General features: G+C 68.7%; 23 protein-coding genes. 10 read left to right on the forward strand and 13 right to left on the reverse strand.

Features of this window, described 5'->3' with window-relative positions; all coding sequences use genetic code 11:
* Positions 1 to 84 precede the first annotated feature (84 nt).
* Entirely contained in the window at positions 85 to 1,023 is a 939-nt protein-coding gene (locus AC3DEZ_RS01015) for a hypothetical protein (RefSeq protein WP_488386538.1), read from the forward strand.
* Positions 1,024 to 1,176: 153 nt separating this feature from the next.
* Positions 1,177 to 3,900, forward strand: a complete 2,724-nt coding sequence (locus AC3DEZ_RS01020; protein ID WP_488386539.1) for a bifunctional acetate--CoA ligase family protein/GNAT family N-acetyltransferase — start codon at positions 1,177 to 1,179, stop codon at positions 3,898 to 3,900.
* Here AC3DEZ_RS01020 and AC3DEZ_RS01025 read toward each other — a convergent pair.
* The 3 genes from AC3DEZ_RS01025 to AC3DEZ_RS01035 are packed head-to-tail and all read right to left on the reverse strand — an operon-like array spanning position 3,897 to position 5,028.
* Positions 3,897 to 4,121 carry a hypothetical protein gene (locus AC3DEZ_RS01025; protein ID WP_488386540.1) on the reverse strand — a complete coding sequence of 75 codons (225 nt, stop codon included), beginning with the start codon at positions 4,119 to 4,121 and terminating at the stop codon, positions 3,897 to 3,899. The genes AC3DEZ_RS01020 and AC3DEZ_RS01025 overlap by 4 nt on opposite strands.
* Positions 4,108 to 4,554: a type II 3-dehydroquinate dehydratase gene (locus AC3DEZ_RS01030; protein WP_488386541.1), complete on the reverse strand. Its 447-nt coding sequence runs from the start codon at positions 4,552 to 4,554 to the stop codon at positions 4,108 to 4,110. The genes AC3DEZ_RS01025 and AC3DEZ_RS01030 overlap by 14 nt, the downstream gene beginning before the upstream one ends.
* 36 nt (positions 4,555 to 4,590) lie before the next feature.
* Positions 4,591 to 5,028 carry a hypothetical protein gene (locus AC3DEZ_RS01035; RefSeq protein WP_488386542.1) on the reverse strand — a complete coding sequence of 146 codons (438 nt, stop codon included), beginning with the start codon at positions 5,026 to 5,028 and terminating at the stop codon, positions 4,591 to 4,593.
* A gap of 187 nt (positions 5,029 to 5,215) precedes the next feature.
* Here AC3DEZ_RS01035 and AC3DEZ_RS01040 point away from each other — a divergent pair, with 187 nt between their 5' ends.
* Positions 5,216 to 6,055, forward strand: a complete 840-nt coding sequence (locus AC3DEZ_RS01040; protein ID WP_488386543.1) for a class I SAM-dependent methyltransferase — start codon at positions 5,216 to 5,218, stop codon at positions 6,053 to 6,055.
* Positions 6,056 to 6,071: 16 nt separating this feature from the next.
* The gene (locus AC3DEZ_RS01045; protein ID WP_488386544.1) at positions 6,072 to 6,614 is read left to right on the forward strand and encodes a pseudouridine synthase; all 543 of its coding nucleotides are present in this window, start codon (positions 6,072 to 6,074) and stop codon (positions 6,612 to 6,614) included.
* 63 nt (positions 6,615 to 6,677) lie between these two features.
* Here the strand turns inward: AC3DEZ_RS01045 and AC3DEZ_RS01050 are convergent, their stop codons facing one another.
* The 3 genes from AC3DEZ_RS01050 to hrpB form a co-directional block, all read right to left on the reverse strand.
* Complete coding sequence (locus AC3DEZ_RS01050) at positions 6,678 to 8,192, reverse strand: serine hydrolase domain-containing protein (protein ID WP_488386545.1); 1,515 nt, start codon at positions 8,190 to 8,192, stop codon at positions 6,678 to 6,680.
* 210 nt (positions 8,193 to 8,402) lie between these two features.
* Entirely contained in the window at positions 8,403 to 8,765 is a 363-nt protein-coding gene (locus tag AC3DEZ_RS01055; protein ID WP_488386546.1) for a hypothetical protein, read from the reverse strand.
* 207 nt (positions 8,766 to 8,972) lie between these two features.
* The gene (gene hrpB, locus AC3DEZ_RS01060) at positions 8,973 to 11,468 is read right to left on the reverse strand and encodes an ATP-dependent helicase HrpB (RefSeq protein WP_488386547.1); all 2,496 of its coding nucleotides are present in this window, start codon (positions 11,466 to 11,468) and stop codon (positions 8,973 to 8,975) included.
* A 74-nt stretch (positions 11,469 to 11,542) separates the two neighbouring features.
* Here hrpB and AC3DEZ_RS01065 point away from each other — a divergent pair, with 74 nt between their 5' ends.
* Positions 11,543 to 12,346 carry a TatD family hydrolase gene (locus AC3DEZ_RS01065; protein ID WP_488386548.1) on the forward strand — a complete coding sequence of 268 codons (804 nt, stop codon included), beginning with the start codon at positions 11,543 to 11,545 and terminating at the stop codon, positions 12,344 to 12,346.
* On the opposite strand, the gene AC3DEZ_RS01070 is transcribed toward AC3DEZ_RS01065, so the two are convergent.
* The gene (locus AC3DEZ_RS01070) at positions 12,343 to 12,651 is read right to left on the reverse strand and encodes a hypothetical protein (RefSeq protein ID WP_488386549.1); all 309 of its coding nucleotides are present in this window, start codon (positions 12,649 to 12,651) and stop codon (positions 12,343 to 12,345) included. The genes AC3DEZ_RS01065 and AC3DEZ_RS01070 overlap by 4 nt on opposite strands.
* Before the next feature lie 186 nt (positions 12,652 to 12,837).
* Here AC3DEZ_RS01070 and AC3DEZ_RS01075 point away from each other — a divergent pair, with 186 nt between their 5' ends.
* Positions 12,838 to 14,748, forward strand: a complete 1,911-nt coding sequence (locus tag AC3DEZ_RS01075) for a winged helix-turn-helix domain-containing protein (protein ID WP_488386550.1) — start codon at positions 12,838 to 12,840, stop codon at positions 14,746 to 14,748.
* A 19-nt stretch (positions 14,749 to 14,767) separates the two neighbouring features.
* Here the strand turns inward: AC3DEZ_RS01075 and AC3DEZ_RS01080 are convergent, their stop codons facing one another.
* The 4 genes from AC3DEZ_RS01080 to AC3DEZ_RS01095 form a co-directional block, all read right to left on the reverse strand.
* Positions 14,768 to 15,163, reverse strand: a complete 396-nt coding sequence (locus tag AC3DEZ_RS01080; protein WP_488386551.1) for a hypothetical protein — start codon at positions 15,161 to 15,163, stop codon at positions 14,768 to 14,770.
* 311 nt (positions 15,164 to 15,474) lie between these two features.
* Complete coding sequence (panE, locus tag AC3DEZ_RS01085) at positions 15,475 to 16,416, reverse strand: 2-dehydropantoate 2-reductase (RefSeq protein ID WP_488386552.1); 942 nt, start codon at positions 16,414 to 16,416, stop codon at positions 15,475 to 15,477.
* Between the two features lie 43 nt (positions 16,417 to 16,459).
* Positions 16,460 to 17,230: an ABC transporter permease gene (locus AC3DEZ_RS01090; RefSeq protein ID WP_488386553.1), complete on the reverse strand. Its 771-nt coding sequence runs from the start codon at positions 17,228 to 17,230 to the stop codon at positions 16,460 to 16,462.
* On the reverse strand, positions 17,227 to 18,183 hold the full coding sequence (locus AC3DEZ_RS01095) for an ABC transporter ATP-binding protein (protein ID WP_488386554.1): 957 nt from the start codon (positions 18,181 to 18,183) through the stop codon (positions 17,227 to 17,229). Before AC3DEZ_RS01095 ends, AC3DEZ_RS01090 begins: the two co-directional genes overlap by 4 nt.
* A gap of 50 nt (positions 18,184 to 18,233) precedes the next feature.
* Between AC3DEZ_RS01095 and AC3DEZ_RS01100 the strand changes: the two genes are divergently transcribed.
* From AC3DEZ_RS01100 to AC3DEZ_RS01115, 4 genes are all read left to right on the forward strand, one after another.
* Entirely contained in the window at positions 18,234 to 19,043 is an 810-nt protein-coding gene (locus AC3DEZ_RS01100; RefSeq protein WP_488387029.1) for an FAD-binding oxidoreductase, read from the forward strand.
* Between the two features lie 187 nt (positions 19,044 to 19,230).
* Positions 19,231 to 20,739, forward strand: coding sequence for an alpha/beta hydrolase (locus AC3DEZ_RS01105; protein WP_488386555.1), 1,509 nt, complete (start codon positions 19,231 to 19,233; stop codon positions 20,737 to 20,739).
* A gap of 52 nt (positions 20,740 to 20,791) precedes the next feature.
* Positions 20,792 to 21,538, forward strand: a complete 747-nt coding sequence (locus AC3DEZ_RS01110; RefSeq protein ID WP_447103978.1) for an ABC transporter ATP-binding protein — start codon at positions 20,792 to 20,794, stop codon at positions 21,536 to 21,538.
* Positions 21,535 to 22,716 carry an ABC transporter permease gene (locus tag AC3DEZ_RS01115; RefSeq protein ID WP_488386556.1) on the forward strand — a complete coding sequence of 394 codons (1,182 nt, stop codon included), beginning with the start codon at positions 21,535 to 21,537 and terminating at the stop codon, positions 22,714 to 22,716. The genes AC3DEZ_RS01110 and AC3DEZ_RS01115 overlap by 4 nt, the downstream gene beginning before the upstream one ends.
* Before the next feature lie 70 nt (positions 22,717 to 22,786).
* Here the strand turns inward: AC3DEZ_RS01115 and AC3DEZ_RS01120 are convergent, their stop codons facing one another.
* Both AC3DEZ_RS01120 and mnmE read right to left on the reverse strand, forming a co-directional pair.
* Positions 22,787 to 23,809, reverse strand: coding sequence for an energy transducer TonB (locus AC3DEZ_RS01120; RefSeq protein WP_488386557.1), 1,023 nt, complete (start codon positions 23,807 to 23,809; stop codon positions 22,787 to 22,789).
* 90 nt (positions 23,810 to 23,899) lie between these two features.
* Complete coding sequence (mnmE, locus tag AC3DEZ_RS01125; RefSeq protein WP_488387030.1) at positions 23,900 to 25,243, reverse strand: tRNA uridine-5-carboxymethylaminomethyl(34) synthesis GTPase MnmE; 1,344 nt, start codon at positions 25,241 to 25,243, stop codon at positions 23,900 to 23,902.

Below are 25,243 nucleotides of genomic sequence, written 5' to 3' on the forward strand. Positions count from 1 at the left end.
ACGGCATCGACAATCGGACACGTCCTATGGGAGACCGCGGCCGACCTGCCTAACGTCTCCGCCTCCCTCTCCGGTGGCGGTATCGTGCGGCTGATTTTTCGGACTCTGCTTTCCATTCTGATGATGGCCGCATGGCCGGTGGCGGCCAACGACGCGGTGCCACCGTCGCCGGCGGAAACCTTCCAGCTCTATGTCCGCGCCTTCCTCCGCCTCGACACGGACGCGGCCAGAACGCTCTACGACGCGCGCGAACCCTTGCATGGCGATGATGGTGTCGCTAAACCGGAAGAGGTCGCGGCGATGGCGGCATTGATCCGCTCCGGCACCGCACCGGGTTTCCCGTTTCTGGCCGATGCGACGGGAAGCGACGCGGATTCGGCGGAACAGCAGATCACCCGGCTCACGCGACGGATAACCGTCGCTCTCTACGAGGCCTTCGCCAGTGTGACCTGCACGGTCGGGGACGTCACCGTCATCGACCTGGGCGGATCTTCCGAAGAGAAAATCGCGACGTTCGCCTACACGTGCCTGGTTCCGGATGTCTCCGGCGCACACGAAGCGTTCCGGGCGGCCATGGACGAACCTTCACCCGAACGGATGAAGGCCTTCACCGAAACATATACCGCCGCGCTGAAAGGTCCCCGCGATACCGAGGTCGAAGGCGTCTTCATGCTCTCCGCAGCCACCGCCGAAGGCTCCTGGCACGACCATGACCGTGATTTCATCAGTGTTCTGTATGCGTTGCAGAAGGCAATGATCCCGTTCCTGGATCTTCACGAAGAAACCGAGGCTGCGAAGGTTCCCTCCGTCACCGGCATTCCCGTCTGCGACGTGCTGCTCGCGCGGCATCGGGCCTGCATGACCCGCATCGCGCCCCACGGGTTGCCGGAGGTGGCGACCATGGCGACGGAGCTCGAGCAGATGTCGGTGCTCCGGGATGCCAAGGACATGACCCGGCATTGCAAGGCGCTTCATCTGCTGATCCAGGGCATCTGGGGGACGGACTGCTTCGCCACTCCCTGATCTCCGCCGCGGTACCGACGTGGCGGCGGGAGGCGGGGCCTCCAGGATTGGCGGGTATCCCCGCCAATCCCGAAAATCGACAGCGATTGAATCATGGCTTGCCGACGAGAGCCGCGTTACCTTTGGAGCGCACTCCCGTCCTTCCGGCCCTTCATGAGCACCTACCGCCTGCAATCCATCTTCCGGCCCGCCTCGGTGGCGGTGGTCGGCAGCCGGTCGCGGCCGCGTTCGGTCGGGCGCGCGGTGATCAACAACCTGCTGGAAGCCAGCTTCGGCGGACCGATCGGACTGGTCAACCTGCATCCCACCACGATCGACGGCGTGACCACCGTCCGGCGCTTGCGGGATCTGCCATGGAAACCGGATCTGGTCGTGATCGCCACGCCGCCGGCCACGGTGCCGGGCATCGCCCGCGAAGCGGCCGAGTGCGGCGCCGGCGCGGTGGCGGTGCTGACCGCCGCGATGGGCTCGGGTCCGGACTCGCCGGCGGCGCAGCTGGAAGCCATCGCGCGCGAGAAGGGCCTGCGCGTGCTGGGTCCGAACTGCCTGGGCGTGATCGCGCCGCACGTACACCTCAACGCCAGCCTCGCCGGCCGCCTGCCCAGCGCGGGCGATCTGGCGTTGATTTCGCAATCGGGGGCGATTTCCGGCGGGCTGGTGGAATGGAGCGTAGGCCGCTCGATCGGATTCTCGGCGGTGGTGTCGCTGGGCGACGCGCTGGACGTGGATTTCGCCGACCTGCTGGACTACTTCGCCACTGATCATCGCACCCGTGCGATCCTGCTCTATGTCGAAGCGATCAAGGACGCGCGCAAGTTCATGTCGGCCGCGCGCGCGGCCGCGCGCACCAAGCCGGTGGTGGTGGTGAAGTCCGGACAGGTCGCCACGGCGGCCGCGCGGGCCGCCGCCGACAGCACCCACGTGCAGCACCTGGCGCATCCGCGCGCAGTGTATGACGCGGCGTTCCGGCGCGCCGGCCTGCTGCAGGTGCGCTCGCTGGACGAATTGTTCTCCGCCGCCGAAACCCTGGGACGCCTGCGCGCATTCCCCGGACGCCGGCTGGCAATCCTCACCAATGGCGGCGGCGTGGGCGCGCTGTCGGTGGATCGCCTGCATGAACTGGGCGGCACGCTGGCGGCACTGTCCGACGGCACACGCGACCGGTTGGATGCGATGCTGCCCGCGGGCTGGTCGCGCGACAATCCGGTGGATCTGCTGACCGACATCGACGCCGAACGCTATGCGGCCACCATCGCGGCGCTGCTGGACGATCCGGAGAATGACGCCCTGCTGGCGGTCAACGTGCCCACGGTGCTGTCATCGGCGGTGGAAACCGCCGAGGCGATGACGCGCGTGCTGCGCGCGCGTCCCGCGCATGGGCCGCGCAAGCCGGTGTTCGCGGTCTGGCTGGGCCACGATCCGGCCGCGGCCGACGTGCTCGACGCCGCGCGCATTCCCAACTACCCCACCGAGTCCGACGCGGTCGGCGGCTTCATGCATCTGGTCCGCTATCGCGAGGCGCAGGCGGCGCTGATGGAAACGCCGCCCAGCCTGCCCGAGGACTTCGTGGTCGACACCGACGCCGTGCGCGCACTGGTGGAGCAGGCGCTGAGGGACGGCCAGCACTGGCTGGATCCGCTGGCGACCGCGCACGTGCTGGCGGCCTACGGGATTCCGGTCGCGCCGCTGCAGCGCGCGCGTGATCCGGACGATGCCGCGCGGGTGGCCGAGCCCCTGCTCGCGCAGGGCCTGGCGGTGGCGGTGAAGATCCTTTCGCCGGACATCCCGCACAAGTCCGACATCGACGGCGTACGCCTGAACCTGGTCAGCGCCGGCGCCGTGCGCGAGGCGGCGGCCGGCATCCTCCAGCGCGCGCGCGCCGCGCGCCCGGACGCGCGCATCGGCGGCGTGCTGGTGCAACCGACCCTGCTGCGGCCAAAGGCGCGCGAACTGATCGCCGGCATCGCCGACGACGAGGTGTTCGGTCCGGTGATCGTGTTCGGACGCGGTGGCACCGCCGTGGACGTGATCGACGACAAGGCGCTTGCACTGCCGCCACTGGATCTGCGCCTGGCCCATGAATTGATCGGCCGCACCCGGGTCTCGCGCGTGCTCAAGGCCTACCGCGACGTGCCGGCCGCCGACGAGCGCGCTATCGCGCTGGTGCTGGTGAAGCTGGCGCAGCTGGCCGCCGACATTCCGGAGATCCGCCAGCTGGACATCAATCCGTTGCTGGCCGACCGCGACGGCGTGATCGCGGTGGACGCGCGCATCGCGGTGGCACCGGGCCGCAAGCTGCACAAGGGTCGCGGGCATCCGCGCTTCGCGATCTTCCCGTATCCGAAGGCATGGGAGCGCACGATTACCCTGGCCGACGGCAGCGACGCGTTCGTGCGACCGGTGCGGCCGGAGGATGACGCGATGTTCCGGGAGTTCTTCACCCACGTGACCGACGAGGATCTGCGCCTGCGCTTCTTCCAGTCGGTGCGTCATTTCAGCCACGAGTTCATCGCCCGCCTCACCCAGATCGACTACGCGCGCTCGATGGCGCTGGTGGCGCTGGATCCGGTCAACGGACAGATGCTGGGCGCGGTGCGCCTGCATGCCGATGCCAACTACGATCGCGGCGAATACGGCATCCTGGTGCGCTCGGATCTCAAGGGCCACGGCATCGGCTGGCGGCTGATGCGCATCATGATCGAGTACGCACGCTGGCTGGGCCTCAAGGTCATCGAGGGCCAGGTGCTGCGCGACAACCGCACCATGCTGGCGATGTGCGAGCAGTTGGGCTTCCGCATCCGCGCCGATCCCGACGAGCCGACCCTGATGGACGTCGAGCTGCCCATCGACGGGCGCATGGAAGGCGACGCCGGCTAGAGCCGGCAGACCTGGCGCAGGCGGATCGCGCCCGCTTCCGCTCCGTGCTGGTCCGCGGCGGCCTGGCGCAGCCGCCGGATCAGCCTTACGGGGTCGCGTTCGCCATCGTCATTGGCGCAGGCCAGGGTGATCTGGCCCCAGGCCACCGCCTCGCCCATCACATAGACCTCGTAGTCGGCGAAGTAGCCGACTCCGGAACTTGGGAAGTCAGGTGCCGACATGGCGTTCGGATTCGCATTCGGCGCAGCCCAGATGCTCCAGCGCCATTTCCAGCGCCAGCGTGTAGCTCTGCGCGCAATATCCCTGCGCCACCGCCAGGCAGGCCCGCGACGGCGGCAGGCGCGGTTCGGGCGCATCGCAATCATCGTCGTGGACTTCGATGTAGGGAATGCCGGCGTGATCCACCGCCGCATGCAGGCGCGCGCTGGTGGCGGCGCTGCCCGGGTCCAGCAGCAGCAGTTCGGTGCGGGTGAGCCGCGCCCCTTCCAGTGCGTGCAGGTACTCGGCCTCGTTGGCGCAGACGCGCACGGCCAGGGTCTTGCCGGCGGCGGCGGCGCGTTCGGCCAGGGCGCGCACGACCGGCGCGGGCAGTGGCGGCGGCGGTTCGCTGGCATGGGCGCGGCGCTCCGGGCCACGGATGAGCAATAGCGACATGGGGATGCTCCGGGTTGCGGAAAGGAAAGGAAGGGTTCAGGCGGTGCCGGTGGTCGTGGCCAACCGGCGCAGGGCGATCGACAGCGCCAGGGCGTGACCCTGATGGCGGTCGCGATTGAAGACCACCGTCGCCAGCGGCGGGTGCCGCAGATCCAGGCGGGACTCCAGCACCTGCGTGCTGTCGTCATGCACTTCGATGTAAGGCGTCGACAGCCGGTCGAGGGTTTCGCGCAGGGCCGGCAGCGCGGGCTCGCTGGCGGCGATGTCGCCCGAATCCAGCAGCAGCATCCGCACGTCCAGTGCGACGCTGGCGCGCAGGCCGGTCAGCAGCGCCTCCACGCTCGGGCATCGGCAATGGAACACGGCATGGCCATGGATGCGGGCCTGCGCCCGCAGGCCGCGCAGGACGGGCGGCGCCAGTGGCGTTCCGGCATCCGGCGAGGGATGCGGGCCTTCGAGAATCATCAGGTTCATGGCGGGCTTGCGGCGCGCCTTCGCGCGGTGGAAAACAGGCTATGCGCCATGGGCGTAAACAGGCCATTCCGTCCACCACGCCAACGCGTAAATTCCACATAAGCGAATGCGTACCGGAGGCGCGTATCCGGCCTTGCCGCATCGCACATGCGTGATAGGCTCGCCGCACTTTCCCCGGAGAACACCGATGAAGCCGCATTCGATCTGCCTCGCCGTGCTGTTGGCCCTGGGCGTGCCCGCGATCGCGCAGGCGCAGGACGCCGCCGCCGTCGCGGCCGATGCCGCCGCCAGCCTCGACATCGCAATCAAGGGCGACTGGCGAACCCCCGCCAACGTGGCCCGCGATGGCTATCGCCATCCCGCCGAGACCCTGTCGTTCTTCGGCCTGAAACCGGACCAGACCGTCGTCGAGATCACCCCGGGTGGCGGCTGGTACTCGGAAATCCTGGCCCCCCTTCTGCGCGATCGCGGCCACTACGTCGCGGCGATCGTGGACCCGGCGGCGGTGGCGCAGGGCGGTGGCCGCGACTACCAGCAACGCAGCAAGGACGGACTGGAAAAGAAGCTCGCCGCCTCGCCGGCGCTGTACGACAGGACGAAGGTGGTGGCGTATTCGCCGTCGGCGCCGGTGTTCGGCGAGGCCGGTTCCGCGGATCTGGTGCTGACCTTCCGCAACGTGCACAACTGGCGCTCGGCGGGACAGGCCGAAGGCATGTTCAAGGGCTTCTTCAACGTACTCAAACCGGGTGGCGTGCTGGGCGTGGTCGAACACCGCGCCAAGCGTGACGTACCGGCGGACGACAACAGCGGCTACGTGGGCGAGGCGCAGGTGATCGCGCTGGCCGAGGCGGCCGGATTCCGGCTCGACGGCAAGAGCGAGGTCAACGCCAATCCGCGCGACACCAAGGATCACCCCAACGGGGTGTGGACACTGCCTCCGTCCAACAACCACGATCCCAAGGATGCGGACAAGTACAAGGCCATCGGCGAAAGCGATCGGATGACGCTGCGGTTCGTGAAACCCTGATTCGAGCGATTGTTTCGTGCTGATCGCGTTCAACAAGCCGTTCAACGTGCTGTGCCAGTTCACCGATCGCAGCGATCCGCCCCGGCGGACGCTGGCGGAATTCGACCTGCCGCCGGAGGTGTACGCGGCGGGTCGACTGGACTACGACAGCGAGGGGCTGCTGTTGCTCACCGACGATGGCGGATTCGCGCATCGTCTGACCGACCCGCGCCACAGGCAGACCAAGACCTACTGGGCGCAGGTGGAAGGCACGCCGGACGACATGCAGCTCGACGCGCTGCGGCGTGGCGTGTCGTTGAATGACGGCCCCACGCGGCCGGCGGAGGTGCGCCGGCTGGATCCATCGCCGACGCTGTGGTCACGCGATCCGCCGGTGCGCTTCCGCAAGACCGTGCCGGATGCGTGGCTGGAAATGCGCATCACCGAAGGCCGCAACCGGCAGGTACGGCGGATGACCGCCGCGGTGGGATTGCCGACCCTGCGGCTGGTGCGCGTGGCGATGGGCGATGTCGCGCTGGACGATCTCGCGCCGGGTCGTTGGCGCGAGATCCGTTCATGAGCTCCGGTCACCTCCGCCACGGTGACCGGACAAGACGTCATCCGTGGAGGAACCGGCGGCGTCCTATGGCTGGGGAGAGGCCTGCAAGGTCTTCAGCTTCTCCTGCGCCTGCTTCGAGTCCGGTTTGAGCTCGATCATCCGCCTTGCCTGAGCGATGGCGGCTTCGCGATCGCCCTTGGCCAGATAGGCGTCGGCCAGACTGTCATACACGTTCAATGATTGCGGATGCGCGTCTCGATTGAACTCCATGACGACGATGGCCTTGTCGAACTCCTTGCGTTCGATCAGCGCGTAACCCAGCTCGTTGACCTTGTCCTCCAGGAAGTCGTAGCGCGCGGGACTCGCCGCGCGCTCCCCCGCCAGCCATTTGCGCAACGCGTCGGCATCGTCCGATTGCAGGCGCTGGAACAGCGGAACATGGATCGACGCCTTTACCGGCGTGTGGGGCTTGCCGGCCACGATCGCCTCCACCGCGTCGCGCGCATGGTCAACGCTGTCATCCTCGCCGTTGTTGGTGAGCAGCACGATGTCCAGGTCCTGGGCCGGCAGCAGCGTCAAATCGGCCTTGAAGCCGCGCCAGTGGCCACCGTGGGACACCCGCGCCTGGCCCAGCGGCGACGGGCGCAGCGCCAGCCCGAAGCCGTAGGGCACGCGGCTGCCATCGGCCAGCCGCACCGGCGTGGTGGCCTCGGTCCAGTGCCTGGCGGACATCAGCTTGCCGCCACGCAGCGCGCGCGCCCAGCGGTGCATATCGCGGGCGGTGGAATAGATGCCGCCGGCGCCGGCCACGTAGAACTGCGGCACCTGGTCGAACGCCTGCCGACGGCCGCTGGCGGACACCCGGAAGCCGTACGCGCGCGGGCCGATGCCGGCCTCGTTGTCCGGCATCCGCACGCGGGTGTGCGACATGCCCAGCGGGGTGAAGAATTCCCGGTCCAGATAGCGCGCGTAGTCGACACCCGACGCACGCGTCACGATCCGCGCCAGCAGCAGATAGCCGGTGTTGCTGTACTCGAAGCGGGTGCCGGGCGCGAACACCGGCTGCATCTTCTGTCCGGCCAGGATCTGGACCGCGTCTTCGGTGGTGATGGGGGAGGTGACCTCCCCGCCGCGCAGGACCTTGGAGTAGTACGGCATCACGTCCGGCACGCCGGAGGTATGGGTGAGCAACTGGCGCACGGTCACGTCGGAATACGGAAAGCCCGGCAGGTGTTTCGCCACCGCATCGTCCAGGCCCAGCCGGCCCTGTTCGGCCAGCCGGACGATGGCCGCCGCGGTGAACTGCTTGGTGATCGAACCGATATCGAATGCGTGGGCCGGGGTCAGCGATTGCCCGCCTTCGGCCGCGGCGTCGCCCAGCGCGCCCTCATAGAGGACCTGCTCGCCCCGCATGACCAGGAAACTGCCATTGCAGACCTGGACCGCGTGGCATTGGCGGAAGTATTCGGCCAGCGTGGCGTCGGTGGGCGGGGTGTCGGCCATCGCGGCCAGCGGCCACAGCAGCAGGGCCAGCGCGGCGCGGGTGGCGGGACGGGAACCGGCCGCGCGGGCGGACGGGGAAAAACGGGCAAAGCGCATGGGACTCTCCTGGGTGTACCACCTGTACTATTATTAGTAGTACAGTTGTCCCGGGAAAGCTGTCAAGGGGATTTCGTCGGATCAGCGGAAACGTCGGGAAGCGGGGAGCGGAGCGAACTGCGCTCTACGGGTCCATGCAGAGCCGAGCTTGCCCGGCTTTGGCTCGTCGGTATGAAAACACCACGTCAGCGGAACCAGTTCCGCTTTACGTCAGGGGTTGGCCGACGTGGAGCGGGAGGCCGCGGCGCGGCGGCCGGCGCGGCCGGTGCCATTGACCTTGCGCGCCTCGATGCGGCGCGACTTGCCCTCGATCGGCGCGTCGGCGGCGTCGCGCTTGCGCTTGCGGTAGGCGGCATAGGCCAGCAGGCCGATGCCCGCCGCCGCCGCGACGGCCACGACCGGGTTGCGGCGGATGAACTTGCCCGCGGTCTTCGCGCCGGTCTTCGCCGCGCCCAACACCACGCCGGTCTGCAGCAGTTTGTCGGCGTTCTTCGGCACCGCCTGCCTGAGGCTGCTGCCGGCCTGGCTGACCAGTTCCAATGCGCGGTCGGTGATGATGGTGAGCTTGCTCATCGTCGTTGTCCTGTGGGAGATGACGGGATCCAGTGTCCATCCACGGATGTTCACGGCCCGTTAGCGGACCACGCGGGCGCCGACCGGTGGCTGAATGGCTGCGACCGCGTTCTTGTGGCCCTGTGGGAGCGACGTGAGTCGCGAAGGGGCTTTCCCGCGAAGTCCATCGCGACTCACATCGCTCCCACAAGCGGGAAAGAGCTGATCTCAGGTCCCGCGCGGCTTGGCGCGATGGGTGGCCTGCGCGGTCCAGGGATCGTCGGGCCAGGGATGCTTGGGGTAGCGGCCCTTCATTTCCTTCTTCACTTCCGGATAGGTGCGTTCCCAGAAGCCGCGCAGATCCTGGGTCACCTGCAGCGGCCGGCCCCCCGGCGACAGCAGATGCAGGGTGAGCGGGACGCGGCCGTCGGCGATGCGCGGTGTCTCCGCCAGACCGAACAGTTCCTGCAGCTTCACCGCCAGCACCGGCGGTTGTCCGTGCGTGTATTCGATGCGCCGCTCCATGCCCGACGGCACGGTGATGCGGGTCGGGGCGAGTGCGTCGACGCGTTGGCGCACCGACCAGTCCAGCGGCGACTTGAGCGCTTCCGCCAGTTCGGATTCGTCGAGCGCGTCCAGCCGGCTCTTGCCGGCGAAGGCGGGCCGCAACCAGCGATCCAGATCCGCCAGCAGGGCCTCGTCGGAAAGATCCGGCAGGCCGAGTTCCGGCATCCATTCGCGCAGGCTGCGCACGCGTTCGCGCCATTGTCCCAGTGATTCGGTCCACGGCAGCGCATCGATTCCCAGTTCGCGCACCGCGTCGGTGAGCGCCTGCGCGGCCTGCGCGGGATCGACACGGCCGGTCGAACGCGCCTCCAGGACGATGCGATCGAAACGGGTTTCACGCTGCGCGCTCAATGCACGCTTGCCGGCGTCCCAGCGCACCGCGTCCTCGGTGACGAAGCGGTCCGGAAATTCCGTGCGCAGGAAACCCTCGTCGACCGGGGCACCCCGCTGGATCAGCGCATCCTTGGCCTCGTAACGCAGTTCGCTGGCGACAATCCAGGGTTCGCCGAACAGGGCGCTGTCGTCGAACAGGCGCGCCATGCGCCCGTTGGCCAGCGCATAGCGGCGCGGATCCTGCGGGTGCCGGTAGCCGATGCGATCGGGATAAGCATGGGCGAGGCGATCGCCCAGCAGGTGCGCTTCGAGGGTCGCTGGCGGCGCGGCGTCCTCGCGCAGGCGGCGGCGCCATTGCTTCGCGGCCGCGTCGATCACGGCCAGCGCGGAGCGATGGGCGTCGCCCGGCGTCCGGCCCTGGCGGAAACCCGCGAGCGCGCGCCAGCGCGCGGCCAGCGCGTCACCGCCTCCACGCAGCGGATCCCGCGCTTCGATCAGCGCCGCCAGATCGCAGACCAACGCGCGGGTCGCACCCGCCGGCGCTGACAGCAGCATCGCCGCCAGTCGTGGATGCGTGCCCAACGCCAGCATGCGCTGGCCCAGCGGGGTCACCCCGCCGCCGTCACCGAGCGCGCCCAGCCGCTGCAGCAGTTCACGCGCCGCGCCGAGCGCGCCGGCGGGCGGCGGATCCACGAAGCGCAATTGATCACTGCCCCAGGCCGCCAGTTCCAGCGCCAGCGCGGCGAGTTCCACCTGGGCGATTTCCGGGCGGCGCTGCGGTTCCAGCCGCTGCGATTGCGGCCACAGCCGATACGCCCAGCCCTCGGCGACACGCCCGGCGCGGCCGGCGCGCTGATCCGCCGACGCCTGCGAGATGGCGACGACTTCCAGCCGCGCGAAACCGCTGTTGGGGTCGTAGCGCGGCTCGCGCGCCAACCCGGCGTCGATCACCACGCGCACGCCCGGCAGGGTCACCGAGGATTCGGCCACGTTGGTCGCCAGCACGACCCGGCGATGGCCCTGTGGATCCGGCTGCAACACCTCGGCCTGTCGCTCCACCGGCAGCTCGCCGTGCAGCGGCAGCACCGCGACATCGCGCGGCAAGCCATCGAGGAGCGATTCCAGCCGTGCGATCTCGCGCTGGCCGGGGAGGAAGACCAGCAGATCGCCCGGATGCGACGCCAGCGCCTGTTCGATCGCGCGCCGCGCCTGTACTTCGGCGGGTTCGTCGCGACGCGCGGGGAAATGCGCCAACGTCACCGGAAAGCTCCGCCCTTCGCTGCTCAGGCGCGGCGCGTCCAGGAAACGCGCCAGGCGTTCGCCGTCCAGGGTCGCCGACATCACCACGATGCGCAGGTCCTCGCGCAACTGCGCCTGCACGTCGAGTGCCAGCGCCAGACCGAGATCGGCCGACAGATGGCGCTCGTGGAATTCGTCGAACAGGATCGCCGCCGCCGATTCGAGCATCGGGTCGTCCTGGATCATCCGGGTCAGGATGCCCTCGGTGACGACCTCGATGCGGGTGCGCGTGGACACCTTGTTCTCGAAGCGGATGCGGTAACCGACGGTCTCGCCGACCGCCTCGCCGCGCTGCTTCGCCATGAAGCCGGCGGCCGCGCGCGCGGCCACCCGGCGCGGTTCCAGCATCAGGATCCGGCGCCCCTGCGTCCACGACTCGTCGAGCAGCGCCAGTGGCACCTGGGTGGTCTTGCCGGCGCCGGGCGGCGCTTCCAGCACCAGCCGCGGATGCGCGGACAGGCTCCGCCGGATCTCCGGCAGCAGCGGGGTGATGGGAAATTCCGGCAAAGGCGCGGGCGACGGCATGGCCCGCTAGGATACCGGCTCCGCGCGCCGGGCCGACTACAATGACGCGCCCTCCGCTCCACGACTTCCGCTCCATGCAACTGATCGACATCGGCGCCAACCTCACCCACGAAAGCTTCGGCCACGATCTGGACGCGGTGATGCAGCGCGCCCGCGCGCACGGCGTGGCGCAGATGGTGGTGACCGGCGCCAGCCGCGAACATTCCCCGCAGGCGCTCGCCCTGGCCCGGGCGCATCCGGGCGAACTGTTCGCCACCGCCGGCGTGCATCCGCATCACGCGATCGAGTACACCGACGAATGCGATGCCGAGATGCGCGCGCTGCACGCGCATCCGGAAGTGGTGGCGGTGGGCGAATGCGGGTTGGACTACTTCCGGGATTTCTCGCCGCGGCCGGCGCAGCGGCGCGCGTTCGAGCGCCAACTGCAGATCGCGGCGGAGAACGGCAAGCCGCTGTTCCTGCACCAGCGCGACGCGCACGCCGATTTCATGGCGATGATGAAGAACTTCGACGGCCGGCTGGGTCCGGCGGTGGTGCACTGCTTCACCGGCAGCCGCGAGGAACTGTTCGACTACCTCGACCAGGACTGGCACATCGGCATCACCGGCTGGCTGTGCGACGAACGCCGCGGCCAGCACCTGCGCGAACTGGTGCCGCACATCCCCGCCGGGCGGCTGATGATCGAGACCGATGCGCCCTACCTGCTGCCGCGCACGGTGCGGCCGCAGCCTTCGCACCGCCGCAACGAACCGATGTACCTGGCCCACATCGTGGAGGAGCTGGCGCGTGACCGGAACGAACCGGTGGACGTCACCGCCACCGCGACCACCGCGACGGCGCGCGCGTTCTTCCGGTTGCCGCCGCGCGAACGTTCCTAGGGCCGTCCGGCCAGGCCGCGCCCAGGCACCTCGGCCGGAGGCGGCATCCTCAGCAGCACCGTCCGGATGCCCGGCTTTTGGCAGGCCCGCCTGACTTCGGCCATCAGCCGCTGGCGCGACGCATAGGCCTGGCCGGCATTCGCCTGGCCCAGCCAGCGGCCGGTTTCATACTGGGGCGGCAGGCGCGGTTGCGCGCACTCCACGCGCAGTTCGGCCGCCGCCTCGGTGGTGCCGGCGTGGGCCGAGGAAATCAGGACCGGCACCAGCAGCAACGCGCGCAGCAGGATCGTGGGCAGGGTGTTCATGGCGGTTTCCTTGATTGGCCGGGGCGCCAGATTCGCGCCGCCGCCGCCGCCGGGTCTTGAGGACGCCGGGAGGAAACTCCGATGAACGGCTTGGGATGCTTGGGAAATGCTTAGGCCGGCACGGCCACCCTTCCGCGTATCCCTAGGATGTACGTGTTTGGCCGGGTTCCTCCTGCGCAGAACGCCATGTCCCTTTCCCGCTCCGCCCGCATCGTCCTGGACGACGTGATCATCGATCTCGCCGGTCGCCAGCTGCTGCGCGACGGCGAAGCGAGGCCGCTGGAGCCCAAGGCCTTCGACGTGCTCGCGCTGCTGGCGTCGGAACCGGGCCGCGCCTTCAGCCGCGACGAGATACTGGATGCCGTCTGGGGTCACCGGCATGTGACTCCCGGCGTACTCAACCGGGTGATCACCCTGTTGCGGCAAGCGCTGGGCGAGGACGCCCACCATCCACGCCGGCTGCATACCCTGCATGGTGTCGGCTACCGGTTCAGCGGTGATCCCGCGCCCGGGGATGCGCCACGCGCCGACGATGCCGCGGCGTCATCGGCCATGTCCGCGACCGCCGTGCGCGGGTGGTCCTGGATCCTGTCCTCGGTGCTCGGCCTGCTGTTGTTGCTGGCCGCGGCGCTCGTTCCACGTGCGCCGGTCGCGTCGGTGGCCGCGACTCCACGCACGCTGATCGTGATGCCGCTGACGGCGGTCGGCGAGGGCGATCGCGATATCGCTTTCGGCCTCAGCGAGGAACTGATCAGCACGCTCTCGCGCATCCACGGACTGCGGGTGATCGCGCGCGATTCGACCCGCCTGGCCACCGCCGATGGCGCCGATCTGTCCCGGCTGGTGCGGCAACTGGGCATCAGCCACGCACTGGAAGGCAGCGCCCGCCAGGCCGGCGAGCGTCTGCGGGTGCACCTGCGGCTGGTGGACGCGGCCAGCGGACGGACGCTGTGGACCCAGGACTACGATCGCGACGTGGCCGACGTGTTGATGTTGGAACGCGACATCGCCCAGGCCGTCGCCGGTACGCTCGCGCTCAATCTGGGGCTCGCGCATCCGATCTCCCCGACGCGTGGCGGCGGCGCGGATTTCTACCGTCGCTATCTCGCGGCCCGGGCCATGCTGCGCGCGCCTCCGCCGGTACCGGCGGAGCGGGTCGAACTGGCCGAAGCGCGCCTGCGCCAACTGGTGGCCGAGCAACCGCGGCACGCGCCTTCGCACGCCGCGCTCGCGGTTGCACTGGATGGGCGCGCCTACCTGCGGCCGGAACTGGCCCTCGAACTGCGCCAGGAGGCCGCGCAACACGCGGCGCGGGCGCGGCGGCTGGATCCCGCTTTGCCGGAACCCTATCTGGTGGAGGCCAGCGCGGCCTGCCGCGAGAACCAATGGGAACGTTGCCTGTCGCTGTATCGCCACACCACCGAACTGTCTCCCAGCGAGATGCGCGCGCAGTTCCAGTACGCCATGGCGCTGGCCTCGCTGGGCTATCTGGATCGGGCCGAGCAGGTGATGCGGCGCGGCACCCGCCGCGATCCGCTCAACCAGGGCTGGCATTTCGGCCATGGCCGCATCCTCGACACGATGGGCAGGCATCGGGAGGCGCATATCCAGTTGCAGCGCGCGGGCGGTTTCGGCCGCTACGGACGCTGGTTCAACGCGGTGTGGCGCGGGGACCACGCCGCGCTACCGATCATCGCCGCCAGCATCGGCGGACCGGATGACACCGCCAGCCGGATCTATGGTCCTCTGTTGCGACAGTCGTATCTGCTGGCCAGCCAGGCCCAGGTGGATCCTTCGGTCTGGCCGCAGACGCGGATCGCGATGAGCGAATTCGAACGACGCACCGGACTGATGAACTTCCTGCGGGTACTGGATCCGCAACGCGACCCGGCTACGGTGATCAACGGCCTGAATCAGGTGCGGCGGCGTTCGTACTCGTCCTGGGATCTGCTGCTGTGGACCCGTGATCTGGCCTATCTGCGCAGGGATCCCGCATTCCAGGACTACCTGCAGCGCAACGGCATCGCCGCATACTGGGAACGGCACGGCCTGCCGGTGCAATGCCGCAGGCAGGGGGAGCGGTATCGGTGCGAATGATCCCGCACGCCGGAGGTGATCACGGTTTGCCGGCGGTGTCCCGCGCGCTCCATTCGCAGATCCCGCGGGTGCGTTCCAGATCGCAGCGCATGTCGACATGGCGGGGTGGCCAGCCAATGGCGCCTTCCCGGAAACCTTCGACCCATCGCCCGTTCTCCTCGATGCAAATGCCCCACGTGTTGATGCGGTCGCCCATGGGGACAATCACCCCGATCTTGCTGTCGCCCTCAATCGTGAACCCGCCCGCGGCATCGGTGATGGTGATGTATCGGGACGGATGGCAACCGGCCTTGAACATGTGCGGCAACACATGGATCCGTACGCCCGCCATCGGTGTCCCGCCCCGGACCAGCCGGCCATCGATCCGCGGGACGATCTGCTCACGGTGCGGAAAACATCCCGCCAGCAGGAACACGCCGGCATACAGCGCCAATGCACGTCCCGCGCGGAAGTCGCGCATTCGCATGCGACGCGGAATCGAGGACGTCGCCCCGGCGGGGAGCGAAGCAGGATGAGGTTGTTTCATGTCCTGGTTACCAGCGCCGAAAAAAGGTTTCGAACCGTCTCAGGCGCACGGCAAGTCGCGAGTGCATGGGAGGGAAAGACCGCCGGGTACCGTAGGATGATCGACATCCCCGCGCCATCGGAGCATTCCGAGCCGACGAGCCTGCGCTCGTCGCGGGGAGCCATCCAGCGGCGGCGCCTCCCGAGTCTTGACCGGGATCGTCAGTGGGTCGGTCGCGACGCCTCGTAGGCCTGCAGATGGCACCAGGCGGTGGACAGCAGGGGTACCGGCAATCCGGACTTCTGCGCACGATGCACCATGTCGCCGACGATCTGCAGGCCTTCCACGCGCTGGCCGGCTTCCAGATCGCGCAGCATCGAGGCCTTGATGTCCGATCCCGATTGCCGCAGCGTCGCCAGCGCGTTGCCCTGGGCGGCCTGCGGAATCGGCTGACCGGATGCCACCGCCACCGCGGCGCATTCGGCGTACAGCGCGGTCATGAAGGCCTCGCCGCCCTCGCCCGCCACGATCCGCCCGATCGGCGCGCGCATCAGGCAGGTGCCGGCGGCCAGCGCGGTGAGGAAGCTGTACTTGATCCATTGCTCGCGGGCGATGTCCGGCGCCAGCAGGTGATCGATGCCCGCCTTCGCGCAGGCATCGGCGAAGGCGTGCAGGCGCGCGCGCGGCGCGGTGCCATCGCGTTCGCCGAAGGTGATCGAGGCGGGCTTGCCCAGGTGCAGGATTTCGCCCTGCGGTCCCTTGGTGGCGCTGATGAAGCACAGGCCGCCGATCACGCGACCATGGCCGAACCGCTCGTCCAGTCGCACGTAGTGCAGCAGGCCGTTGAGCACCGGCAGCACGTCGGCGCCGGCCTCGATCGCCGGTGCGATCGCGTCGATCGAGCTATCCAGGTCGTAGGCCTTGCAGCTGAGCAGGACCAGGTCGAACGGCCGCGACGCGACCAGCCCGGGCAGGGCTTCGGCGGTCACCGTCATCACCGGCAGGTCGGCGTCGCCGAGCGGGCTGCGGATGCGCAGCCCCTCGCGTGCCAGATCCGCGGCGCGCGGTGGACGGACCAAGAAAGTGACGTCGGCACCGGACTGCGCCAGGCGTCCGCCGAAATAGCCGCCGGTGCCGCCGGCGCCCAGGATCAGGATTCGCATCCGCACAACTCCTCGCATCGCGCCGGATCGCGCCGGCGCGAATTCAACTGCGCAGGCCGACACCGCGCTTCAGCAGCCACAGCGCCAGCGAACTGAGCGCCAGCACGAACACCAGCATCAGCGCGTAGGCCACCCACGGCGGCACGTCGCTGCTGCCCAGCAGGCCATAGCGGAACGCGTTGACCATGTAGAAGATCGGGTTGGCGTGGGTCATCGCCTCCGCCCATGGCGGCAGCAGCTTGACCGAATAGAACACGCCGCCCAGGTAGGTCAGCGGGGTCAGGATGAAGGTCGGCACGATCGCCACGTCGTCGAACTTCTTCGCGTAGACCGCGTTTATGAAACCGGCCAGCGAGAAGATCGTCGCGCCCAGCAGCACCGTGGTCAGGGTGACCAGCGGATGCGGGATGCGCACATGGGTGAAGCACATCGCGATTGCCAGCACGATCACGCCGACCATCAGCCCGCGCAGCACCGCGCCGGCCACATAGCCCCACAGGATCACCCAGTTGGGCATCGGGCTGACCAGCAGCTCCTCGATGTGGCGGCCGAACTTGGCGCCGAAGAAGCTGGAGGAGATGTTGCCGTAGCTGTTCTGGATGACGCTCATCATCACCAGGCCCGGCACGATGAACTCCATATAGGTGTAACCCCCCATGTCGCCGATCCGCGAACCGATCAGGCCGCCGAAGATCAGGAAATACAGGGTCATGGTGATGGCCGGCGGCACCAGGGTCTGGCCCCAGATGCGCAGGATGCGCGCGACCTCGCGGCGGACGATGGTGCCCAGGGCGATCAGGTTGGGGTTGCTCACGCCGCCTGCTCCTTGCCGTTGCCGGTCATGCGCACGAACAGTTCCTCCAGCCGGTTGCTCTTGGTGCGCATCGAGCGCACCCGGATGCCGGCTTCATTCAGCGCGGCGAAGATGCGGTTGAGATCCATCGCGCGCGGCATGTCCAGATCCAGCGTATGCGGATCGGTCGCCACCAGCGTCGCGCCTTCGATCACCGGCAGTTGCGCCGGCAGTTCGCCATCGATGTCCAGCAGGAAGCCTTCCACGTCGAGCTTGGCCAGCAGCGCGCGCATCGGGCCCTGTTCGACGATGGTGCCGTGGTCGATGATGGCCAGGTTGCGGCAGAGGCTCTCGGCCTCTTCCAGGTAGTGGGTGGTCAGTATGATGGTGGTACCAGCCGCGTTGATGTCCTTCAGGGTCTTCCACATGCCGCGGCGGATCTCGATGTCCACGCCAGCGGTGGGCTCGTCGAGGATCAGCAGCTTCGGCCGGGTCATCATCGCGCGGGCGATCATCAGCCGGCGCTTCATGCCGCCGGACAGCGTGCGGCTCATCATCTGCGCCTTGTCCCACAGCTGGGCGCGCTTGAGTTCCTCTTCCGCCAGCACCAGCGCCTCGGCGCGCGGCACACCGTAGAAGCCGGCGTAGTTGACCAGGATGTCGATCGGCTTCTCGAACATGTTGAAGTTCAATTCCTGCGGCACCAGTCCGATCAGGCGCAGGGCGTCATCGCGGTGGCGCGACAGGTTGATGCCGAACACCTCGACCTCGCCGCCACTCTTGTTCACCAGCGAACTGACGATGCCGATCAAGGTCGACTTGCCGGCGCCGTTGGGGCCAAGCAGGGCGAAGAAGTCGCCGGGCGCGACCTGCAGCGAGACGCCCTTGAGCGCCTGCACGCCGTTGTCGTAGACCTTGCGGAGATCGGAAATGGCGAGCGCGGGCGCGTTCGCGGAAACCACGGGTTGGGACACGTAGGGACCTTGCGGCGCCGGCATGGGCGCCCGGGGGGACACGAACGCTTATTATAGGCACCCCGCCGGGCCGGCCCCGGCACCACACCGTTCCATCGCCCAGCACCTTGGCCATCGTCCATTTTCCGTTGAAGCTCGTGGGGCGCCGCATGCTGGCCCCCAGCGTCGGCCACTATGTCTTCGTCCGCGACGACGGCCAGCCCCTGGATTTCATCCCGGGCCAGTTCATCCAGGTGCATTTCACCTACGCCGACGGCACCCCGGCCAAGCGCAGCTATTCGCTGGCGACCATCCACGACCACCGGCTGGGGCCGGGCGAGGCGGTGGAGATAGCGGTCAGCTACGTGCCCGGCGGCGCGGCCACGGCCCTGTTCGAAGGCCTGCCCGAGGGCGGCCACGTCGATGCGAGCGGACCCTACGGCCGGTTCTGCCTGATGCCCAACGACCGCAACCGCCGCTATCTGCTGATCGCCACCGGCACCGGCGTCACGCCCTATCGGGCGATGCTGCCGCAGATCGCCGAGCAGATCGCCGGCCGCGACATCGAGGTGGTCCTGCTGTTCGGTGCGCGCACGCCGGCCGAACTGCTGTACGGCGACGATTTCCGCGCCTTCGCCGATCAGCACCCGCAATTCCGCTTCGTGCCCTGCTTCTCGCGCGCGCTGCCGGACCATCCGCATCCGGATGTCCGCCAGGGCTACGTGCAGCAGCATCTGGCCGAGTTCGCTCCGGACGCGGAGGGCGACATCGCCTACCTGTGCGGCAATCCGGACATGGTCGATGCCTGCTTCGAGGCGTTGAAGGCCGCAGGCTTGCCGATTCCGCAGATCCGGCGGGAAAAGTACGTCAGCAGCAAATAGCCGACAGCCGACCCGCTGACGACATCCGGTGGCAGGGCGCCGCCGCCCGGAAACTCCACGCGGGCTGCCCCGCCATGGCTTTGTCGTACATCCGGGTGGACTGAAAAAAAACACCGCACTTTGGTCACATCCGCCGGCCGGTGTCGTCATGGCATCCTGAAACGCATCGCAACCAGGACGAACGCCCATGCGACACCACCGCAAGACCCTGCTGGCCTGTGCCGGCCTGCTCGCGCTCGCCGCCTGCAGCAACGACCCCGCGCCCGACAAGGCCGCCACCGGCCGCCACTATGGCCGCATCACCTTCCAGCCCTGCACGCTGGCCGAGCCCGGAACCGGCGGCAACGTCGAGGCGCAGTGCGCGACCTTCGAAGTACCGGAGAACCGCCAGGCCCCGCAGGGCCGCAAGATCGCCCTCAACCTCGCCTGGCTGCCGGCCACCGACGAAGGCGCGGCCCTCGAGGATCCGGTGTTCTTCCTCGCCGGCGGTCCCGGCCAGGCCGCGACCGAGCATGCGGTACTGGTCGACGCGGCCCTGCGCGAGGTCCGCAAGCAGCGCCACGTGGTGCTGGTGGATCAGCGCGGTACCGGCCGCTCCAATCCACTGGAATGCAAGGGTCCCGAGGACGGGTCGGTCGCCGACATGGATTCGCTGGACGAGGCGGCCCTGCAGGCCATCTCGCGTGACTGCGTGAACGCGCTGTCCGGACACGCCGATCTGCGCTACTACACCACCACCGACGCGATCCGCGATCTGGATGCCGTGCGCGCCGCGATCGGCGCCGCGCGGATCAACCTGATTGGCGTGTCCTACGGCACCCGTGTCGCCCAGCAGTATGCCGGCACCTATCCGCAACACACCCGCGCGATCGTGCTGGACGGCGTGGCGCCGAACACGCTGGTGGTCGGCGGCGAGTTCGCCCGCCGGTTCGACGATGCGCTGGCGCTGCAATCCAAGGCCTGCGCCGCCGACGCCGCCTGCCGCGCGCACTATCCGACCGATCTGCGCACCCGCCTGCTGGCGCTCAAGCAGCGGTTGTCCGCCGCGCCGGTGGAGGTGACTTACCGGGATCCATCCAGCGGCCAGGAGAAGCGGGACAAGCTGTCCGCCTCGACGGTGACCGGACTGACCCACGCGTTCTCCTACATGCCGGCGACCACCTCGCTGCTGCCGCTGGTGCTGGATGAAGCCGATCAGGGCCGCTACGGGCCGCTGATGTCGCTGGCCAAGTTCATGGACGGGCAGGTGTCCGGACAGATGGCGCGCGGCATGCAGCTGTCGGTGATCTGCGCCGAGGACGCGGATCGCTATCAGCCGGATCCGGCCGACGCCGACACGGTGATGGGCGACGATCTGGCGCGGCTGTTCTTCAGTCCCTGCGCGGTCTGGCCGAAGGGCGAGCGTCCGGCCGGCTTCACCCGGCCGCTGGTGTCGAAGGTGCCCGCGCTGCTGATGTCCGGCGAACAGGATCCGGTCACCCCGCCCAGCTACGGCGAGTCCGTGCTCAAGGGACTGTCCAACGGTCGCCACCTGGTCCTGCGTGGCCAGGGCCACAACGTGATCGGCCAGGGCTGCATGCCCAAGCTGGTCAGCCAGTTCATCGAATCGACGGATGCCAAGGCGCTGGACGCCAAGTGCCTGGATGCGATCGACGGCACGCCCGCCTTCACCGGTTTCAACGGATGGGAGCCGTGATGGACTTCCGCATCCCCTTCCCATCCACCGGCGCGATTCCAGGAGAGATTCAATGATCGTTGCACAGGATCTGCACAAGAGCTTCAAGACCAAGACCGGCCTGGTCAACGCGGTGGACGCGGTCAGCTTCCAGGCGCGCGACGGCGAAATCACCGGCCTGCTCGGACCCAACGGCGCCGGCAAGACCACCACCATGCGCATGCTGTACACGCTGATGTCGCCGGATCGCGGCAGCGTGCTGGTCGACGGCATCGACGCCGCCCGCGACCCGGTCGCGGTGCGCCGCGCGCTGGGGGTATTGCCGGACGCCCGCGGCGTCTACAAGCGCCTGACCGCGCGCGAGAACATCGCCTATTTCGGCGAGCTGCACGGCCTGTCGCGCGAACTGATCGCCGAGCGCACCCGCAAGCTGTCGCAGGCGCTGGACATGGACGACATCCTGGATCGGCAGACCGAAGGCTTCTCGCAGGGCCAGCGCACCAAGACCGCGATCGCCCGCGCGCTGGTGCACGACCCGAAGAACGTCATCCTCGACGAGCCCACCAACGGCCTCGACGTGATGACCACGCGCGCCATGCGCGGCTTCCTGCGCCAGCTGCGCGAGGAAGGCCGCTGCGTGATCTTCTCCAGCCACATCATGCAGGAGGTCGCCGCGCTCTGTGATCGCATCGTGGTCATCGCCAAGGGGCGCGTGGTCGCCGCCGGCACCGCCGACGAACTGCGCCAGCAGGTCGGCGAGGACAACCTGGAAGACGCCTTCGTCAAAGTGATCGGGTCCGAGGAGGGACTGCACGCATGAGCCTGTTCGGTACCGTCATCACCGTGATGCGCAAGGAACTCAAGGATCTTTCGCGCGATCGCCGCACGCTTGCCCTGGCCCTGTTCCTCGGCCCGCTGCTGTACCCGGCGCTGATGCTGGGCATGGGTTCGCTGGCCGAGAAGCGCGCCCGCACCCAGATCGACAAGCAGCTGGACATCCCCGTGGTCGGCAAGGAGAACGCGCCCAATCTGGTCGCCTTCCTGGCCAGCTACGGCCTGAAGGCGGTGGATCCGCCGAAGGATCTGTCCGCCGCGATCCGCAACCAGGACATCGACGTCGCCCTGCGCATCAGCCCCGACTACGCCAGGGACTGGCGCGCCGGCAAGCCGGCGCTGGTGGAAATCATCAAGGACAGCACCCGCCGCGACGCCGAGATTCCCAGCCGCCGCCTGGAAACCACGCTGGCGATCTACAGCCAGCAGGCGGGTGCGCTGCGCCTGATGGCGCGCGGGCTCGACGCCTCCGTGGCCAAGCCGGTGAACATCGGCGCGCAGGATCTGGCCACGCCGGAAGCCAAGCGCGGCGTGCTGCTGTCGGTGCTGCTGCCCTACCTGTTGATCCTGACCTCGTTCATCGGTGGCGCCTACCTGATCCTCGACGCCACCGCCGGTGAACGCGAGCGGCAATCGCTGGAGCCGTTGCTGGCCACGCCGGCCTCGCGCGGCGCGGTGGTCAGCGGGAAGATCGCGGCGGCCTGCGCGATCGGCATGGGCACCCTGATCCTGACCCTGCTGGCGTTCCGCTTCAGCGCGCAGATTTCCTCGGGCGTCGGCCGGCAGTTGAACGTGTCGTTCCCGGCGATGGCGCAGATGCTGCTGGTGCTGTTGCCGATGCTGTTCATCGGCACTTCGCTGCTGACCTGGCTGGCCGCCAGCGCCAAGAGCATGAAGGAGGCGCAGAGCCACATGACCTGGCTGCTGCTGCTGCCGATGGTGCCCACCTTCGCGTTGATGGCCAGCCCGGTGAAAAGCCAGCTGTGGCAGTTCGCGGTGCCGTTCCTGGCGCAGAACCAGCTGATCCTCAAGGTCATCCGCAATGAGGCCATCACCCCGCAGATCTGGGGCATCTACCTGGTCAGCGCGTTCGGTCTGGCGGCGCTGCTGTGGTTCGCCGCGGTGCGCCGCTACCACCAGGAGCGGCTGGCGATTTCGGGCTGAGGCGCTTGCGATGCCGGAATGAAGAAGGGGCGGAAATTCCGCCCCTTTTTTTGTTGCCTGGTTCCGCGGATCAACCGCCCGGATTGAAGCCGATGGTGCGGCGGGTGGTGACCGGCTCGCTGACCGGCTGGAACTTCCAGCGCTTGGCCGCGTTGACCGCTTCGCGATCGAACACCCGCGCCGGTGTGGCGCGCACCACCCGCGCGGAGGTGACCGAGCCATCGGTGCCGACGGTGAATTCCACCAGCACTTCGCCAGCGGTACCGGCGCGCAGGGCTTCGGGGGGATAACGTGGCGCCGGCGTGCTGATCGGACGCAGTTGGTTGCTACCAGCCGAAGTCGCCGCGGTACTGGCCGGCGCCGAAGCCGGCGCGGCGGGTGTCTGCGCGGCGGCGGCGCGGGCGGCGGCTTCCCGTTGCTCGGCCTCGCGGCGGGCCGCGGCCTGCCGTTCGGCTTCCTGTCGGGCCGCTTCCTGCTGCTGCACCAGCTGCTGCGCCGCGGCCGCTTCGGTCGCGCGCTGCTGTTCGGCCTGCTGCGCCAACCGCTGCTGTTCCTTCACCCGGTTCTCTTCGGCCGCCTTGGTCTTGGCTTCCGTGTCCTGCGCGCGCTGGGCGACCGCTTCCTGCGCCGCGGCGATGCTCTGCTTCAGACGCGGCAGCGCCGGCGCCTTGGGATCGGCCTTCTCGATGATCGCCGACAGACGCTGCGCCTCGGTGAACTCCTCGCGCGCGATGCTCTGCTCCGCGGCGATCAGCGTGTACGGCATCAGATCGGTCAAGGCGCTGGTCACGCCCGGATCATTGGGCAGCTTGTCGCGCAGGGCCAGGTAGTACTCCATGGCGTTGTTGCCGCCGGGCGCGTAGATGCGGTTCTCGCGCAACGCATTGGTGGCGGCGTCGCGGAGCTGATCCACGTTCATGGCCTGGACTTCCGCCGAAACCGCCGGCGGCGGTGGCGCGGTCTGGCCGGTGGCGGCGGCCTGGCCGGCGGCGGGTGCCGGGGCCGGTTCATCCTTGGAGCATGCGGCGATGGCCAGTACCAGCAATAGCGGTACCGCCAAACGCGACTTGGCGTAGTGCATGTTCGACAGCATCGGTTGTTTCCCCCAGAAACACGAAAGTGAATCAATGGATCCCGCGTGCCCAGCACACGGGATCACGCCCCGTCTGTCAATCTTGTCACCTTATTTGCCGATGCAGAAGGTCGAGAAGATGTACCCCAGCATCTCGTCGGCGGAGATCTTCCCCGTGATCTCCCCAAGCGCGTCGTGCGCCAGCCGCAGCTCCTCGGCGGCCAGCTCCAGCATTTCGTGATTCAGTTCACCGTTTGCCCGTTCAGCATGCGCCGCCGCGCGGCGCAGGGCATCGACATGGCGGGCTCGGGCCGAGAACTCCCCTTCGCTGCCCTCGCCCGTCCCCTGGCCGGCCAGTTCCCGCAGGCGCGCGTGCAGGGCCGGCAGGCCTTGTCCGGTCGCGGCCGAGACCGCCACCACCTCCGGATCGATGTCCTCCGGCGATACGGGCAGCAGATCGATCTTGTTGTGGATCCACAGCCGCCGGGGCACGTCGGCAATCACGTCGGCCACCGCCGCCGCGCCGGCCTGCACGTTCCGCGCATCGACCACGACCAGCGCCAGATCGGCGCGCTGCAGCTCGGCGCGGGCGCGGCGCATGCCCTCGCGTTCGATCGCGTCGCCGCCCTCGCGCAGGCCGGCCGTATCGACCAGATGCAATTCGAGACCGTCCAGGCGGATGGTTTCGTGCAGGGTGTCGCGGGTGGTGCCGGCCACGTCGGTGACGATGGCACGATCGCTGCCCGCCAGCGCGTTCAGCAGAGAACTCTTGCCGGCGTTGGGTGGCCCGACGATCACCGTGTGCAGTCCATCGCGCAGTTTGCGTCCGCGCTCGGCGTCGGCGAGCAATTGGTGCAACTCCGCCTGCGCCGCTTCCAGACCGGCGCGGACTTCGCCGCCACCGAGCGTCTCGATCGATTCGTCGGCGAAATCAATCGCCGCCTCGACATGCACGCGCAGGCGCAGCAGGGCGGTGGCGATCGCATCCACGCGGCGCGAGAACACACCGTCCAGCGAACGCCGGGCGGCGCGGGCGGCGCGGGTGTCCGACGCGGCGATCAGATCGGCGACCGCCTCGGCCTGCGCCAGATCCAGCTTGCCGTTGTGGAAGGCGCGTTCGCTGAATTCGCCGGGACGGGCGCGGCGCGCGCCCAGCGCGCAGGCGCGATCCACCAACGCATGCAACACCACCGGACTGCCATGCGCCTGAAGTTCGGCCACGTCCTCGCCGGTGAAACTGGCCGGACCGGGAAACGCCAGCGCGATGCCGTCGTCCAGGGTGCCGCCTTCGCCGTCGTCGAAGCGCACATGGTGGGCACGCCGGGGCTGCAGTCCGCGTCCGCACATCGCCGCGGCGATGGACAGCGCGCGCGGCCCGGACAGGCGCACGATGCCGACCCCACCCGCTCCGGGCGCGGTGGCGATCGCGGCGATGGTGTCCTGCGGCGCCATCAC

The organism is Pseudoxanthomonas sp. 134C1, from assembly GCF_057773065.1.